The following is a 15979-nucleotide window of genomic DNA, read 5'->3' as shown; positions in this document are numbered from 1 at the left end:
AGGAGCAAACCACCATGCTGGAGAGTGAGAAGCTGGCCCTGGCCGCGCATCTGCACGTGCTGCTGCGACGCCATGTCGGCCGCGTCACCGACGTCGAGTGGCTGATCAAGGATCCGGCCTACGCGCGCGAGATCATCGGCGTGGCACGCGCCAGCGGCCAGCGCGACTGCATCGCGCGCGCCGACCGGCTGGCCGAGGCGCTGTTCCCGGCACCGCCCGCGCCGCCGCCGGCCCTGGCACCGGCCTCGCCCGCCGCCACGCTGGGCTCGGCGATGCGGCGCTACGTGGGCAGCCTGCGCTGAGCGGGCGCGGCGCCTATCATGGCCGAGCATGAACGCGCCGCCACCCCGTCCCAGCCGCCTGATCCGCGATCCCCGCGCCATCCCGGTCATCGCCACCGACGCCCATCTGCCGGCGATTCCTGCCCAGGCGCTGCAGCCCGAGCGCATTCGCCGCCAACTGGCTGAGGCCCACGTCCGCACCGCCCCGATCGCCGGTGACGGCAACCGCCACGACCTGCACTTCGACCGCGAGCCCACGCCCGCCGCGGTGCTGGTGCCGCTGGTACAGCGGCCCGGCGGCCTGTCGGTGCTGCTGACCGAGCGCACCGCCCACCTGCACGACCACGCCGGCCAGATCAGCTTTCCTGGCGGCCGCACCGACCCCGAGGACGCCGACGCGGTGGCCACCGCGCTGCGCGAGGCCCACGAGGAAGTGGGCCTGGCCGCCGACCGCATCGAGGTCATCGCCCGCCTGCCCAGCTACACCACCGTCACCCGCTATGTCGTGACGCCGGTGGTCGGCCTGGTCGACCCGCAGCACACGCTGGCGCTGGACAGCTTCGAGGTGGCCGAGGCCTTCGAGGTGCCGCTGGCCTTTCTGATGGACCCGGCGCACCACCGGCGCCACCGCTTCGAGGCGGCGCCAGGCGTCTGGCGCGAGTTCCTCTCCATGCCCTGGTCACCCGACCCGGCGGGCCAGCCCGACCGCTTCTTCATCTGGGGCGCCACAGCCGCGATGCTGCGCAATCTCTACCACCTGCTGGCCGACGATTGAGCCGCCAACGCTGGGTATCATCACCAGCGTGAGTTTCTTCGCCGTCCTCTTCGCGCTGGTGCTTGAGCAGATCAAGCCGCTGCCGCGCGACAACTGGGTCCATGACACGCTGGCCGACTGGGTCGGCTGGACTGGCCGCAACTTTGACGCCGGCCAGCCCCAGCATGCGCGCATCGTCTGGGTGGTGACGGTCATCGTGCCGGCCCTGCTGGCCTGGGCGCTGCACTGGGTGCTGGCCACCTACATCAGCTTCTTCCTGGCGCTGGCCATCGATGTGCTGGTGATCTACCTGACCTTGGGTTTTCGCCAGTTCAGCCACTACTTCACCGACATCCGCGAGGCGCTGGAGAAAGGCGACGAGGACGGCGCCCGCCGCCTGCTGGCCGAGTGGCGCCACCTGGACGCGTCGGAGCTGCCGCGTACCGAGTTGCTGCGCCACGTGCTGGAACACGCGCTGCTGGCTGCACACCGCCATGTCTTCGGCGTCTTCTTCTGCTATGTGGTGCTGGCGGCGCTGGGCCTGGGCCCGGCCGGCGCGGTGCTCTACCGCATGGCCGAGTTCGCCAGCCGCTACTGGGCTTTCAAGAGCCACCACTTGGGCGTGCCGGTCAATGACAACCTGCGCGCGCTGTCACAGCGCGCTTTCAACCTGATTGACCACGTGCCTGCGCGCCTCACCGCCTTTGGCTTTGCGGTGGTGGGCAATTTCGAGGACGCGGTGGCCGGCTGGCGCCGCGATGCGGGTCTGTGGAAGCATGCCAACGAGGGCATCATCCTGGCCGCCGCCGCCGGCGCGGTGGGGGTGCAGCTGGGCGGCGCCGCCGCCCCGGGCGTGACGCCCGACCGCAGCCGCACCTTTGCCAGTGGCGACGCCGAGGCCACCGACGCCACCGGCTCCACCCCCGGCCTGCCCCCGGAGCTGGGCCATCTGGGCAGCGTGGTGGGCCTGGTCTGGCGCTCGGTGGTGCTGTGGATGCTGCTGCTGGCGCTGCTGAAGCTGGCCAACCTGCTGGGATGACCGCGCGGCAGGGCCCCCCCGGCTGAGCGTCACCGGACCACGCGTGGTGTCCACCCAGCCCGCCACGGCCATCGACTGGCACGCGCTGCCGCCTGGTGAGGCACTGCGCCGCCTGAACACTGATGCCCTGTGCGGCCTGCCGGCGGGCGAGGCCGCCCGTCGCCTGGCGCAGCACGGCCCCAACGCCTTGCCCGAGCCGCCCTCGCGGCCTCTGTGGTCGATCTTTCTGCACCAGTTGCGCAGCCCGCTGATTGCGATCCTGGGCGTGGCCGCCGGGCTGGCGCTGGCCATGGGGCACCTGGGCGACGCGGCGGTGATCGTCGTCGTGGTGCTGGTCAACGGGGTGCTGGGCAGCTTGCAGGAGGGCCGCGCCGAGCGGTCGATGGCGGCGCTGCGCCAGCTCTCGGCTGTGCAGGTGCGGGTCTGGCGCGATGGTGCCGAACAACGGGTGTCGGCCCACACGCTGGTCCCGGGCGACCTGCTGCTGCTGGCCGCCGGCGATGCGGTGGTTGCCGACGCCCGGCTGCTGGAAGCCGTGCGCCTGCAGGTGGCCGAGGCCGCGTTGACCGGCGAATCGGTGCCGGTGACCAAGACCGTGGCCGCGGTGCCCGAGGCCAGCGCGCTGGCCGACAGGCACTGCCTGCTGCACGCTGGCACCCTGGTCACCGCCGGCCGCGCGCGCGCGGTGGTGGTGGCCACCGGACGGCACACCGAGATCGGCCGCATCGCCGGCCTGACCGAACGCGCCCAGGAGCCGCCCACGCCGCTCGAACAGCGCCTGGAACGCTTCGGCCGCACGCTGACGCTGGCGGCGCTGGGTCTGTTCGCGCTGGTGATGGCGCTGGGCCTGTGGCGCGGCATGCCGCTGGCCGAGGTGCTGATGGTGGCGATCAGCCAGATGGTCTCGATGGTGCCCGAGGGTCTGCCGGTGGCCATGACCATTGCGCTGGCGGTGGGCATGCAGCGCATGGCGGCGCGCGGGGCCATCATCTGCCGGCTGGCAGCGGTGGAGACGCTGGGCTCGACCACCGTGATCTGCAGCGACAAGACCGGCACCTTGACGCGCAATGAGATGACGGTGGTGGCCCTGTGGCTGCCTGGCGACGGCGGTGGCCATCGCCTGGACGTGCAGGGCAGCGGCTACGCACCGCTGGGCGCACTGCAGCATGCCGATGGCCGCGCGGCGGCGCCCGACCTGGCGGGCCTGCAGGCGCTGGCCCGAGCCGCCGTGCTGTGCAACGACGCCCAGCTGCTGCCCCCCGCCGACGGCGGCGCCTGGCAGATGGTGGGCGATCCCACCGAGGGCGCGCTGCTGACGCTGGCGGCCAAGCTTGGCCTGGACCTGGACGCCACCCGCGCCGCGGCTCCCCGGCTGGCCGAACAGCCCTTTGATGCCGACACCCAGCGCATGGCCACGCTGCACCGCTGCGCGCACAGCCGTGCTCAGTGGTTGGTGAAGGGCTCGCCCGAGGCCGTGCTGCGTCTGTGCGGTGCCGAGCAGCCCGACACGCTGCAAGCCGCACGGTCGCAGGCCGAGGCACTGGCCGCGCAGGCGCTGCGGGTGCTGGCATTGGCGGTGGTGGACGGCGTCGATCCCGCGTCAGCGCCTGCCCCCGACGATCCGACGCTGGCCGCCCGCGGCCGCCTGCTGGGTCTGGTCGGTCAGATCGATCCGCCGCGCGAGGCGGCCGCTGCCGCGGTGGCCGCCTGCCAGGCCGCGGGTATCCGACCGGTGATGGTCACCGGCGACCACAAGCTCACCGGCCTGGCCATTGCCCGCCAACTGGGGATCGCCGGGGCCGACGACCGCGCGGTGGATGGCCCCGAGCTGGAGCGCATGGGCGAGGCTGAGCTGCTGGACGCCTTGCCCGGCATCGCCGTCTTTGCCCGCGTCCAGCCAGCGCAGAAACTGCGCATCGTCGAGGCGCTGCAATCGCGTGGCGAGGTGGTGGCGATGACCGGCGACGGTGTCAATGACGCGCCTGCACTGGCCCGCGCCGACGTTGGCGTGGCCATGGGCCGCAGCGGCACCGAGGTGGCCAAGAGCGCTGCGCGCATCGTCATCACCGACGACGACTTCGCCACGCTGGTGCATGCGGTGGAGCAGGGCCGCGTGGTCTATGCCAACCTGAAGAAGGTCATCCTCTACCTGTTCGCCACCTCGGTCGATGAGGTCATCCTGCTGCTGCTGTGCCTGCTGGCTGGCCTGCCGCTGCCGCTGCTGGCGGTGCAGATCCTGTGGATCAACATCGTCACCGAAGGCACGCTGACCGTGAACCTGGTGATGGACCCGGCCGATGGCGACGAGATGCGCCGCCAACCCACCGCGCGCAACGAGGCCCTGTTCGACCGAACGATGCTGCTGCGCGCCGCGCTGATGGCGCTCAGCGCCGCGGCCGTGGCCTTCGTCTGGTTCCAATGGCGCCTGCAATCGGGCGTGGCGCTGGACCAGGCCCGCACCGAGGTCTTCACGCTGGTGGCACTGACCCAGTGGTTCAACATGCTGAACTGCCGCAGCGCCACGACCAGCGTCTTTCAACGCCGCAGCCTGCGCAACCGCTGGCTGGTCGGGGGGCTGGTCGTCAGCGTGCTGCTGCAGGCGGCGGTGCTGTACTGGCCCGCCATGAACGCCTTGTTCCACACAGTCCCGCTGGACGGCCGCACGCTGCTGGTGCTGATGGCGCTGGCTGCGGTGGTGCTGGCGGTGGAAGAGCTGCGCAAGCATGGGATGCGCGCCTGACCATCCCGCGGGGGCGGCGTCGACAAGGGCATCGCCGCACCAGGGCGTCAGCGTGTCGACCCCGGTCGCCGCTGAGGCCAGCGAGTCCGCCACCGAGGGCATGCAGGCCAGCGCACCCGCCAGCCCGGTCACCGTGCGCACCGTGCGCACCGTGCGCTTGGACCTGCACGACTTCATGCACGCGCTGGTCCAGGCTGCGCGCAACGCCTATGCCGCCATGACCGCCAGCCGCCCGGCCGGCGACGACACGGCCGCGGCCGGTTCGCCCACGCCCGCTCCGGGCGCGGGCCTGGCGATCGGCCTGACGGTCTTCGCCTACCCCTTGCGCTGCCCCGCTTCCAACTCGTCCCACAGCCCGGCATACAGCCGGTAGCGGTTGGCCGAGATCTCGCCGCGCTCGGCGGCGTCGCGCACGCCGCAGCCCGGCTCGTGCCGGTGGGTGCAGTTGTAGAAACGGCACGCGCCCAGGTGCTGGCGCAGGTCGGGCATCAGCTCGGCCAGGCGCTGCGGCGTGAGGTGCATCAGGCCGAACTCCTGGAAGCCGGGCGAATCAAGGATGGCCCCGCGGCCGTCCAGGCCTGATGCGCTGTCGTCGAGCCAGTACCAGCGCGTGGTGGTGGTGGTGTGCTTGCCCGAGTTCAGCGCCTGCGAGACCTCCTGCGTCTCGGCCTGCGCGCTGGGCACCACCAGGTTGATCAGCGTGCTCTTGCCCATGCCGCTGGCGCCCAGCACCAGCGTGGCGCGGCCGGCCAGCAGTGGCGCCAGCGTGGCGCGGGCCTCGTCGGGGCGGGTCTTCAGCGCGGTCTCGTGCAGCGCGTAGCCCATCGCGGCATAGGGACGCAGGCGCTCGCGGGCAGCGGCAGCCTGCGGCACGTCCACCTTGTTGAGCAGCAGCGTGGCGGGGATGCCGGCGTCCTCGGTGGCGATCAGCGCGCGGGTGAGCTGGCTCTCGCTGAACATCGGCTCGCCGGCCAGCACCACCAGCAGCTGGTCGATGTTGGCGGCGAAGCTCTTGTGGCGCCACTCGTCCTGGCGCATCAGCAGGTTGCGGCGCGGCTCGATCGCCTCGATCACGCCCTCATCGCCGGCAATCTGCCAGCGCACCCGGTCGCCCACCACGCACTGGCTTTTCTTGCCGCGCGGATGGGCCAGCAGGCGCCGGCCCTCGGGCGTCTCGATCATCACGTGGCGGCCGTGGCTGCCCACCACCAACGCCAGGTCCAGCTCGGGCCGGGCCGCCATCAGGCCTGGGCTTTCATCGCGGCCAGGCGCTCGCTGGCGGGCGGGTGCGAGTAGTGGAAGCGCACGTACAGCGGATCGGGCGTCAGCGTGCTGGCGTTGTCCTGGTAGAGCTTGAGCAGCGCCGAAGACAGCTCGCGCGCGCTGGTCTGCCGACAGGCGTAGGCGTCGGCCTGGAACTCGGCGCCGCGCGAATGGACCGCCATCAGCGGCCCGATGAAGAAGCTGAAGCAGGGCGAGGCCAGCAGGAACAGCAGCAGCGCCAGCGCATCATTGGGCGCGGCCAGGTTGGGCTGCACGCCCAGGCCGACGTAGAACCCGGTCTGGCCGGCCAGCCAGCCCAGCAGCGCCAGCGCCATGAAGGACAGGCCGAACAGCATGAACATGCGCTGCTGGATGTGGCGGTGGTGGAAGTGTCCCAGCTCATGGGCCAGCACCGCCTCGATCTCGTCGGTGTTCAGGCGCGCCAGCAGCGTGTCATAAAAGACCACGCGCTTGGACTTGCCCAGGCCGCCGAAATAGGCGTTGCCATGCGCGCTGCGCCGGCTGCCGTCCATCACGAAAAAGCCCTTGCTCTGGAAGCCGCAGCGCTGCATCAGCGACTGCACGCGCTCGGCCAGGCCGGTGTCGTCCAGCGGCTTGAACTGGTTGAACAGCGGCGCGATCCAGATCGGGTAGATCACCTGCATCAGCAGCGCAAAGCCGGTCCACAGGCACCAGGCCCACAGCCACCACCAGCCGCCCGAGGCGCCCATCACCCACAGCACCGCAGCCAGCAGCGGGCCGCCGATCAGCACGCCCACCAGCACCCCCTTGGCCTGGTCGGCCAGCCACAGGCCCAGGCTGCTGCGGTTGAAGCCAAAGCGCTGCTCCAGCCGGAAGGTTCGCCACCAGGCCAGCGGCAGGTCCAGCAGGCCGCCGATCAGGCTGAAACCGGCGAACAGGGCCAACTGGTAGGCCAGGTCGCCCCAGCGCGGCTGCACCGCGTCGCGCACCAGGGTGTTCAAGGCGTCCAGCCCGCCCAGCAGCGTCCAGCCCAGCAGCACCACGCCGCCGAAGCCATCCACCAGCAGGCTGAAGCGGGCCTTGGCGATGGTGTAGTCGGCGGCCTTCTGGTGGGCCTCGGGCGTGATGCGCCCGGCAAAGGCCTCGGGCACGCGGTCGCGGTGCGTGGCCACGTGGCGGATCTGCCGCGTGGTCAGCCAGAAACCCACGCTGAGCGAGGCGAGCAGGAAGGCGCAGAACAGTGCGGTGACGGTGCCGGCGTGCAGAGACAGGGTCATCCCGGCAGTGTATGTTGTCGGACAATGACGGGCATCGTTGCCACGAGATGACCATGACCGACACCGCCGCCGTGCTTGCCAAGAGCGAGCAGAACCTGATCTGGATCGACCTGGAAATGACCGGCCTGAAGCCGGAATCCGACCGCATCATCGAGATCGCGGTGGTCGTCACCGACCCCAGCCTGAGCATCCGTGTCGAGGGCCCGGTGTTCGCCATCCACCAGAGCGATGCCGTGCTCGACGGCATGGACGCCTGGAACAAGGGCACCCACGGCAAGAGCGGCCTGATCGACCGCGTCAAGGCCAGCGAGGTCTCCGAGGCCGACGCCGAGGCCCGCGTGATCGAGTTCCTGGCCCAGTACGTGCCCGCCGGCAAGAGCCCGATGTGCGGCAACAGCATCTGCCAGGACCGCCGTTTCCTGGCCAAGGACATGAAGGGCCTGGAGGCCTACTTCCACTACCGCAACCTGGATGTCTCCACGCTCAAGGAGCTGGCCAAGCGCTGGAACCCGGCGGCGCTGGAGGGCCTGGTCAAGGCCAACAAGCACACCGCGCTGGCCGACATCCACGAATCCATCGACGAGCTGGCGCACTACCGCAGCACCTTCCTGAAGGTCTGAACAAGGGGGCAGCCCCTTGAAACCGCGCCGGGCTGCCACGATCTGCCGGGGTCTGCTGCTACCCGACCTTGCCATGAACCCTCGCTCGCTGGTGCCTCTGCTGACCGCCGGACTGCTGGCCCTGACCCCCGCCTGGGCCCGCGAGCCCGCCGCGCCGCGCGCCGTCAGCCCGCGCGGGCCGCTGCTGGCGCAGGAGCAGCAGGTGGTCAACCTGTTCGAGTCCACCGCGCCCTCGGTGGCCTACATCACCACCGAGGTGGTGCAGATGAACGGCTTCTTCCTGCGGCCCGAGGTCAGCCAGGGTGCGGGCAGCGGCTTCGTCTGGGACGCCAGCGGCCATGTGGTGACCAACAACCATGTGGTCGAGGATGCGCGCCGGGTCTTCGTGCAGCTGGATGCCGGCAACCCGATCGAGGCCACGCTGGTCGGCCGCTCGCCCGAGTACGACCTGGCGGTGGTCAAGCTCAGCCGCGTGCCCAAGGACCTGCGGCCGATCCCGCTGGGCAGCTCGCGCGAGTTGCGCCCGGGCCAGACGGTCTACGCGATCGGCAATCCCTTCGGCCTGCAGCGCACGCTGACGCAAGGCCTGATCAGCGCGCTCGACCGCGAACTGCCCACCACCGACTACCGCGAGGTGGCCGGCGTGATCCAGACCGATGCGGCCATCAACCCCGGCAACTCCGGCGGCCCGCTGCTCGACAGCGCCGGCCGGCTGATCGGCGTGAACACCGCGATCCGCTCGGCCTCGGGCTCGTCGGCGGGCATCGGCTTTGCCATCCCGGCCGACCTGGTCAACCGCGTGGTGCCGGCGCTGATCAGCCGCGGCCGCGCGCCGCTGCCCAGCATCGGCATCGCGCCGGTGCGGCCCGATCTGGTGGCGCGCGCCGGCCTGAGCGGGGTGGTGATCGCCGACGTGGTGCGCGGCAGTCCCGCGCACGAGGCTGGCCTCAAGGGGCTGGATCGCCGCACCGGCGAGGTGGGCGACATCATCGTCGCAGTCAACGGCAAGCGGATCACCTCGCTGTCAGGGTTTGTGGCAGAACTCGACAAGTCGGGCGTGGATAACATCGCTGAAATATCGGTGCTTCGCGGCGAACAAGAGCGCAAGCTCAAGGTCAAGGTGGTGGACGGCGTTCGGTGACTGGCTCACCCGCCGACTCGCCTGCCCGGTCGTCCAGCACCCCGTCGACCGCAATCAGGGGGAAATGTCATGTGGAGGATCACAAGCGCCTGCGCGCTGGGCTTGCTTGCGCTTGTCGTGGGCGGCTGTGGCGGCGGCGGTGGCGGCGGCACGCCCGACAATCCCCCCGATGGCGGCACCCAGAATGGCTACCCCGTTCTGGTCACCACGGCCGATTTCCAGCTGCCGGCGGCGGTGTCGCCGCCATCGCGCGCACCCATGGCCGGGCACCAAATGGGTCAGGTGCGCGCCAACGCGTCGGCCACGGTGGGCGCCGGTGTGCTGGTCGAGTTGCTGGACGCCCGCAATCCCGCCGCGCCGGTGGTGCTGGGCAGTGCCCGTACTGGGGCCGACGGCCGCTTCGATATCGCCGCTGACGGCTCGAGCGTGCCGGCCCCGTCGCGCTGGCTGCGCGCCCAGCTGAGCAGTGGCGATGTGATCCGGGCCTTCGCGGCGGGCTGGACCGACCTCACGCCGGCAAGCGAATCCGCGCTCAGCGAGGTGGCGCGCCTGCGTCTGGCCGGTGCCTTCACCGCGCACACCCTGACCCGCGATGAGCTGGGGGGCCTGCAGGACCAGGTCGGCCTGCTGTGGGAGTCGCGCTTCGGCAGTCTGGCGCCCGCGGCGGCCCGCAGCAGCCTGCTCAGCTTCCTGCGCTACCACGAGCCCTGGAACAGCCAGTTGGACAATCTGGCCTTGGCCAAGCCCGAGGCAGGCACCGGCGACATCAGCGGCCTGTTTCCGCGCAACCCGACCAACGGCCAGGCCACGGCCGTTCTGGACGGCCGCAACCTGGTCGGCCAGATCACCCATGATTGCCACGACCGCCTCCAGCCCGGAAGCAGGTCCTGTGGGGTGGGCAACACGGCCAATGCCGCGTTCAGCGATTCGCTGCAGCGCTACCAGGATGGTCTGCGGCTGACCAACGGGGAGGGCACTGACGATCCGATCGATGCACTCGTCACCCAGATAGGCGAGCTGCCCCTGGTGGACTTCCCGCTGACGGTGGGCACCAAGGTGCTGTTCGAAAACGCCAAGATCAACCTGACCACCCTGCCCCAGTACCATGCCAGTGCCAAGGTCACGCGGCGGGTCTATCCGTCGGCGGCGGTGACGGCACTGTCGAAGACGGTCCGGGCTGTCCAGGTCGACCTCGACTACGAACTGGCGGTCCTCGACACCAGCACGGGTGTGCAGACCGACGTGCTGGCCCGCGAGCGCCGCTGGTTTGCACCCAGCGGCGGGCGGGTGCGCAGCGAATTGCTGGGCCTCGTGCGCAGCGGCGGCAAGATCGTCCGCTCCGAGGGCTTTTTGCGCGCTGACAGCCTGAGCGGTGACATCTTCAAGCCCCAGGGGCTGCCCTTTGCTGGTGTGATCGACGTGGTGTCGCTGCCGCTGCGCCACCGCCATGCGGTGGGCTCGGCGGCGCGCAACCGCGTGTACGTGGCGGTGGACAGCGACGGCAACAAGCTGCTCGAGATGAACCCCGATTCGCTGGCGATCAGCCGGCAACTGGCGCTGGCGGCCGCCCCGACCCGGCTGGCCGTGAGCCAGGACGGCACGCGCCTGTATGCCGGCCTGGCCAATAGCACGCTGGTCGAGGTCAACCTCGGCACGATGACGGTGTTGCGCACGACCACGCTGATCCGGGATCGCAACAACGATGCCTACGAGGTCTACGACCTGGCCGTCGACCCCTTCGACAACGACCGGGTCCTGGTGCGGGCCGGTGATCCCACAAGCTTTGGTGCACCCGGCCCGGTGCTGATCTACCGCGCAGGGGTGCTGGAGATGCGCGACGGGCCGAACAATCCCACTTCCTTGCACTATGGCTGGGACGCCTACAGCACCGACCGGATCCTCTGGACCAGCACCCGGGATGAGTTCATGCTGAAGACCGCCACCTCACCCGAGAACATGTACCGGATGGGCCTGGGCGCCACGTCGGTCGTCGAGCGGGCGGCACTGGAGCGCGTGGATGACGTGGGCTTCGAGGAGCAGGATGGCCTGGTGCTGACCGATCGTGGCCGCCTCCTGAGCGCCGCCACGCTGGTGTCTCAGGGTCAGCTCGACATCAGCCCCTGGTCGCTGCAGGGCTGCCGGCGCCAGGGCAGCACCGGGGTGTTCTGCGAGCTGTTCTCCGGTCTGAGCTACGAGCCGCCGTATTACGTGCACCTGAACCTGACCGACGGCGCCTACCTGGGCGCCTACCGGCCGGTGATCAAACAGGCCGTCAATGGCTGCAGCGGCACAGACAGCGATGCACTCGGCCTGAATGACCTGCGCCTGGAGGCCATGGACCGCGCACGCAGCGTGGGCAGCGCGATCGCGACCAGCAGCGGCGGCTACTGCGCGCTGCACGTCTGGACGCTGCACGGCGTGGCTCGCTGATCGGGCCCACTTATCGGGCCCGCTGCGTCGCTCACCAGTCGTCGCAGGGCGGCCCCAGGACGACTTGACCCCCTCTGAGGGCGGGCAGGGCGCAGCCCGGCCCAGGGAGCCCTCAGACGCCCAGCAGCTGCACCTCGAAGACCAGCGTGGCGTTGGGCGGGATCACGCCGCCGGCGCCGCGCGGGCCATAGCCCAGGTGCGGCGGGATCACCAGCACGCGGGTGCCGCCCACCTTCATGCCCTGCACGCCGTCGTCCCAGCCGCGGATCACCCGGCCGCCGCCCAGCGGGAAGCGGAAGGGGTCGTTGCGGTCCTTGCTGGAGTCGAACTTGCGGCCGCGGTTGTCGGGAGCGCTTTCATCGAACAGCCAGCCGGTGTAGTGCACCGTGACCTGGCGGCCGGCGGTGGCCTCGGCGCCGTCGCCCACCGTCACGTCGATCATCTGCAGCGGTGCCAGCACCGGCTGCGGCAGCAGCTCCACCTCGAACACCAGCGTGGCGTTGGGCGGGATCACGCCGCCGGCGCCGCGCGCGCCGTAGCCCAGCTCGGGCGGGATCGTCAGGATGCGCTGGCCGCCCACCTTCATGCCCTGCACGCCTTCGTCCCAGCCGCGGATCACCATGCCGGCACCCAGGTCGAACTCGAAGGCCTCGTCGCGGTCCTTGCTGGAGTCGAACTTCTGGCCGCGCTTGTCGGGCGCGTTCTCGTCGTACAGCCAGCCGGTGTAGTGCACGGTGACGCTCTGGCCGGCGGTGGCCTCGGCGCCGTCGCCGATCTTGACGTCATCGATCTGCAGGCCGCTCGGGGTGGTGCTCATGGACATCCTTGGAATGGTTCAGGCAAAGGCAGTGATCATGCCACCGAAGCACGCCACGGCCAGGCGGCCACGGCGCTGGCCAGCCAGTCGGGCAGGGCGCTGCCGGGCAGCGGCGGCAGCCCCAGCACCGAGGCCGCCGCGCGCAGCGCCGCCAGCGGGTCGCTCAGGTCCAGCGGCGCGGCGCCGTTCTGCTTGCTGAGCTTGCAGCCATCGGCCGCCAGCACCAGCGGTGTGTGCAGGTAGGCGGGCGTGGGCACGCCCAGCGCGCGCTGCAGCAGGATCTGGCGCGGCGTGTTGTCGGCCAGGTCCTCGCCGCGCACGACGTGGGTTATGCCTTGGGCGGCATCGTCCACCACCACCGCCAGCTGGTAGGCCCACAGGCCGTCGGCGCGGCGCAGCACGACGTCGCCCACGGCACTGGCCACGTCCTGCTGCTGGGCGCCCAGGCGGCGGTCGGTCCAGTCGATGCGGGCCGCGTCCCCGGTATGCAGCCGCCAGGCGCGGCCAGGGCGACCGGCCAGGCCACCGCGCTCCGGGCGGCAGGTGCCGGGGTAGGGCAGCTCGGCATGGCGCTCGCGCAGCAGGCCGGCGGCGGCCTGCGCGGCCTCGATGTCCTTGCGGCTGCAGGCACAGGGGTAGGCGCGGCCGGCAGCGGCCAGCGCGTCCAGCGCCTGCTGGTAGTGGGCGGCGCGCGCCGATTGCCAGACCGGCGGCTCGTCAGCGTGCAGCCCACAGACAGCCAGCTGGCGCAGGATCTCGTGGTCGGCACCGGGCACGCAGCGGGGCGTGTCGACATCCTCGATGCGCAGCAGCCAGACGCCGCCATGGGCGCGCGCGTCCAGCCAGCTGGCCAGCGCCGCCACCAGCGAGCCGGCGTGCAGCACGCCGGTGGGCGAGGGGGCGAAGCGGCCGCGGTAGCTCAATCGACGTCGGAGGGCAGGCCGCAGTGGCGCTCCAGCAGAGCCCGGCGCGTGGCCGGACTCTCCAGCTGCTGCAGCCACCACTGCAGCGCCAGGCCCTGCGGCGCCTGGCGCCGGCTGCCCACCGCACCGGCGCGCCAGGCATAGCCCAGGCGCACCTGGCGGCGCTGGCGCTGCACCGTCTTGGCCACCAGGCGGCCGCCGCGCAGGTGGTCGCGCACCAGCGGCTCGGGCACGAAGCCGCAGCCCAGGCAGCGCAGCTGGGCCTCGATCTTGGCCTGCATGCTGGAGACGGTCAGCACGTCCTGGCCCGGCAGCAGGTTCACGGTGATCGGCGACAGGCGCTGCGCCGAGTCGGCCACCGCCACCGCGCGGTGGCGCAGGATGGCGTCATCGGGCAGCGGCTCGGGCAGGGCGGCCAGCGGGTGGTGCGGCGCCACCGCAAAGACGAAGGGCAGGTCGCCCAGCGGCGCGATCTCGATGCCTGGCGCGGCCGATTCCAGCGGCACGCCCAGCGCGAGGTCGGCCTGGCCCGAGACCAGCGCCTCCCAGGTGCCGGCCAGCACCTCGGTGCGCAGGCGCAGCCGCGTGCCGGGGCCCTGCTCGGCCTCGTCCGGGCGCAGCGCGTAGAAGGCCTCGCACAGCTCCAGCAGCGTGAGGCGCGAGAGCACGCCATCGGCCGCCACGGTCAGCTGGGTTTCCCAGCCGGTGGCCACGCGGCGCACGCGGTTGGCCACCGCGTCCATCTCGGCCAGCAGGCGCCGGCCCTCCGCCAGCAACTCCTCGCCGGCCGCGGTGGGCTTGGCCTGGCGCGAGCGGCGGTCAAAGAGCAGCACGTCCAGCGCGTCTTCCAGCTGGCGCACGCTGTAGGTCAGCGCCGAGGGCACCTTGCCCAGCTCGCGCGCCGCGGCGGCAAAGCTGCCGGTGCGGGCGATCGCGTCCATCATCAGCAGCGCGTCGGGGGTCAGGGCGGTGCGGCGGTCGGGCATGGGTTCATCTTATTTGAAAGATCCCTCCAACACGGCACACCCCGCCGCACGGCCCCGCGCCCTACAGTGGAGTCCACTGCACGAAAGGAGTCCCGAGATGATCACCCTGCGCCGCTCCGAAGACCGAGGCTACGCCGACCACGGCTGGCTCAAGAGCCACCACAGCTTCTCGTTTGCCGACTACCTGGACCCGGCCCACATGGGCGTGGGCAACCTGCGGGTGATCAACGAGGACCGCATCGCCGCGGGCACCGGCTTCGGCACCCATGGCCACCGCGACATGGAGATCGTCAGCGTGGTGCTTTCGGGCGAGCTGGCCCACCGCGACAGCATGGGCAACGAGAGCGCCATCCGCCCTGGCGAGATCCAGCGCATGACCGCCGGCACGGGGGTGCGCCACTCCGAGTTCAACCATGCCCAGGGCCAGACCACGCACTTCCTGCAGATCTGGCTGCTGCCCGAGGCCACCGGCCTGGCGCCCGGCTACGAGCAAAAGGCCTTCGACCCGGCCGAGCAGCGCGGCCGGCTGCAGCGCGTGGCCGCGCCCGATGCGCAGGACGGTGCGATCCGCCTGAACGCCGACGCCGCGCTGTCGCTGGGCCGCTTCGACGGCGCCGAGTCGGCCACCGTGGCGCTGAACCCGCGCCGGCTGGGCTATGTCTTCGTGGCCGAGGGCTCGGTGCAGGTCAATGGCCAGCGCCTGGCCCAAGGCGATGCCGCCACGCTGGACGGCGAGCCCGAGCTGCGCCTGGACGGCGGTGAGAACGCGCTGGTGCTGGTCTTCGACCTGGCCCGCTGATCCGCTCAAGCCGCGACAATCGGGCCGATGCGCATCTTCAGTGTCGACGCCCTGTCCCTGCTGCCGCTGGCCGACTGGCTGGCGCTGGCGCTGTTCTTCGTCGGCTGGGTCGGTTACGCCGCCTTCGCACGGCGGCGCGCCGCCACACGGCCGTCGATCCTGGGTCTGACCAACCGCGCCCGCCACGCCTGGATGCTGCGCGCCACCGCGCGCGACAACCGGGTGTTTGATGGCGTGGTCACGCAGAACCTGTCGTCCAGCCCGGCCTTCTTCGCCTCCACCACCATCCTGATCATCGGCGGCCTGCTGGCGGTGCTGGGCACCGCCGACAAGGCGGCCGAGCTGGCGCGCGAACTCCCGTTTGCCGCGCGCACCTCGGCGCTGGTCTTTGACCTCAAGGTGGTGCTGCTGACCGGCGTGTTCGTCTTCGCCTTTTTCCGCTTCACCTGGAGCATCCGCCAGTACAGCTTTGGCGCGCTGCTGCTGGCCGCCGCGCCGCAGCGCGACGAGGCCTGGACCGAGCCCGAGCGCCAGGCCTTTGCCGACCGCGCTGGCGGCGTCATGGGCCTGGCTGCCGAGAGCTTCAACGACGGCCTGCGCGCCTACTACATGGCCTTTGCCGCCGTGGCCTGGTTCATCGCGCCCTGGGCCTTCATGGCCGCCACGGCCGCGATCGTCGCGCTGCTCTACCGGCGCGAGTTCCACTCCGACGTGCTGCGGCTGCTCGCCCAGCCGTGAAAAACGCACTCCACATTCCGTGATGTGAGAGTGGGGCCGGGGGCGTCCGGCCGTCCTGTGGCGTTCGTCACCGAAGAGCAGGACAAATCCGGCCAGTTCTGGAAAACGCTTAACTCCATGCAGCCCCGAGCCGAAACCACGAGCGACGGGGACCCTCGGGCCGGGCTGCATGACCATTGTGCGCACCGA

15 protein-coding genes and 1 pseudogene are annotated in these 15979 nt (G+C 71.1%); 10 read left to right on the top strand and 6 right to left on the bottom strand.

What is annotated here, in order from left to right; genetic code table 11:
* Positions 1 to 14: 14 nt before the first annotated feature.
* Genes KAK06_RS17335 through KAK06_RS17315 form a run of 5 tightly spaced genes read left to right on the top strand, consistent with a single transcriptional unit; the run spans position 15 to position 5187 of the window.
* A complete protein-coding gene (locus KAK06_RS17335; RefSeq protein WP_210803400.1) occupies positions 15 to 302 on the top strand; it encodes a hypothetical protein in 288 nt (95 codons plus the stop codon).
* 28 nt (positions 303 to 330) lie between these two features.
* Positions 331 to 1056 carry a CoA pyrophosphatase gene (locus tag KAK06_RS17330; RefSeq protein WP_210803399.1) on the top strand — a complete coding sequence of 242 codons (726 nt, stop codon included), beginning with the start codon at positions 331 to 333 and terminating at the stop codon, positions 1054 to 1056.
* Positions 1057 to 1084: 28 nt separating this feature from the next.
* On the top strand, positions 1085 to 2074 hold the full coding sequence (locus tag KAK06_RS17325) for a CobD/CbiB family protein (RefSeq protein ID WP_210803398.1): 990 nt from the start codon (positions 1085 to 1087) through the stop codon (positions 2072 to 2074).
* 46 nt (positions 2075 to 2120) lie between these two features.
* A complete protein-coding gene (locus KAK06_RS17320; protein ID WP_310741115.1) occupies positions 2121 to 4814 on the top strand; it encodes a cation-translocating P-type ATPase in 2694 nt (897 codons plus the stop codon).
* A gap of 52 nt (positions 4815 to 4866) precedes the next feature.
* Positions 4867 to 5187, top strand: coding sequence for a hypothetical protein (locus KAK06_RS17315; RefSeq protein ID WP_210803396.1), 321 nt, complete (start codon positions 4867 to 4869; stop codon positions 5185 to 5187).
* On the opposite strand, the gene rsgA is transcribed toward KAK06_RS17315, so the two are convergent.
* A complete protein-coding gene (gene rsgA, locus KAK06_RS17310) occupies positions 5130 to 6056 on the bottom strand; it encodes a ribosome small subunit-dependent GTPase A (RefSeq protein ID WP_210803395.1) in 927 nt (308 codons plus the stop codon). The genes KAK06_RS17315 and rsgA overlap by 58 nt on opposite strands.
* Positions 6056 to 7336, bottom strand: coding sequence for a M48 family metallopeptidase (locus KAK06_RS17305; protein ID WP_210803394.1), 1281 nt, complete (start codon positions 7334 to 7336; stop codon positions 6056 to 6058). Before KAK06_RS17305 ends, rsgA begins: the two co-directional genes overlap by 1 nt.
* Before the next feature lie 53 nt (positions 7337 to 7389).
* Between KAK06_RS17305 and orn the strand changes: the two genes are divergently transcribed.
* The 3 genes from orn (at position 7390) to KAK06_RS17290 (ending at position 11527) form a co-directional block, all read left to right on the top strand.
* Positions 7390 to 7956 (top strand): oligoribonuclease, encoded by a 567-nt coding sequence (gene orn, locus KAK06_RS17300; RefSeq protein WP_210803393.1) that lies wholly within the window; start codon positions 7390 to 7392, stop codon positions 7954 to 7956.
* Positions 7957 to 8029: 73 nt separating this feature from the next.
* Complete coding sequence (locus tag KAK06_RS17295; protein ID WP_210803392.1) at positions 8030 to 9097, top strand: S1C family serine protease; 1068 nt, start codon at positions 8030 to 8032, stop codon at positions 9095 to 9097.
* Positions 9098 to 9166: 69 nt separating this feature from the next.
* The gene (locus KAK06_RS17290; protein ID WP_210803391.1) at positions 9167 to 11527 is read left to right on the top strand and encodes a YncE family protein; all 2361 of its coding nucleotides are present in this window, start codon (positions 9167 to 9169) and stop codon (positions 11525 to 11527) included.
* 112 nt (positions 11528 to 11639) lie between these two features.
* Here KAK06_RS17290 and KAK06_RS24265 read toward each other — a convergent pair whose 3' ends face one another.
* The 4 genes and pseudogenes from KAK06_RS24265 to KAK06_RS17275 form a co-directional block, all read right to left on the bottom strand.
* On the bottom strand, positions 11640 to 11969 hold the full coding sequence (locus KAK06_RS24265) for an FKBP-type peptidyl-prolyl cis-trans isomerase (RefSeq protein WP_247652951.1): 330 nt from the start codon (positions 11967 to 11969) through the stop codon (positions 11640 to 11642).
* 27 nt (positions 11970 to 11996) lie between these two features.
* Positions 11997 to 12350 (bottom strand): annotated as a pseudogene (locus tag KAK06_RS24260) (FKBP-type peptidyl-prolyl cis-trans isomerase); the annotation flags it as partial.
* Between the two features lie 29 nt (positions 12351 to 12379).
* The gene (gluQRS, locus tag KAK06_RS17280; protein WP_210803389.1) at positions 12380 to 13267 is read right to left on the bottom strand and encodes a tRNA glutamyl-Q(34) synthetase GluQRS; all 888 of its coding nucleotides are present in this window, start codon (positions 13265 to 13267) and stop codon (positions 12380 to 12382) included.
* The gene (locus KAK06_RS17275) at positions 13264 to 14253 is read right to left on the bottom strand and encodes a LysR family transcriptional regulator (RefSeq protein ID WP_210803388.1); all 990 of its coding nucleotides are present in this window, start codon (positions 14251 to 14253) and stop codon (positions 13264 to 13266) included. The genes gluQRS and KAK06_RS17275 overlap by 4 nt, the downstream gene beginning before the upstream one ends.
* Before the next feature lie 97 nt (positions 14254 to 14350).
* On the opposite strand from KAK06_RS17275, the gene KAK06_RS17270 reads away from it, so the two are divergent.
* Together KAK06_RS17270 and KAK06_RS17265 are read left to right on the top strand one after the other, a co-directional pair.
* Positions 14351 to 15052 carry a pirin family protein gene (locus KAK06_RS17270; protein WP_210803387.1) on the top strand — a complete coding sequence of 234 codons (702 nt, stop codon included), beginning with the start codon at positions 14351 to 14353 and terminating at the stop codon, positions 15050 to 15052.
* Positions 15053 to 15079: 27 nt separating this feature from the next.
* Positions 15080 to 15790 carry a DUF599 domain-containing protein gene (locus KAK06_RS17265; protein WP_210803386.1) on the top strand — a complete coding sequence of 237 codons (711 nt, stop codon included), beginning with the start codon at positions 15080 to 15082 and terminating at the stop codon, positions 15788 to 15790.
* Positions 15791 to 15979: the final 189 nt, after the last annotated feature.

The sequence above is a fragment of the Ideonella aquatica genome, assembly GCF_018069755.1.
Lineage (GTDB): Bacteria > Pseudomonadota > Gammaproteobacteria > Burkholderiales > Burkholderiaceae_C > Ideonella > Ideonella aquatica.
Note: the sequence above shows the minus strand (reverse complement) of the source record. Positions and strands in the feature narration are given on the sequence as shown.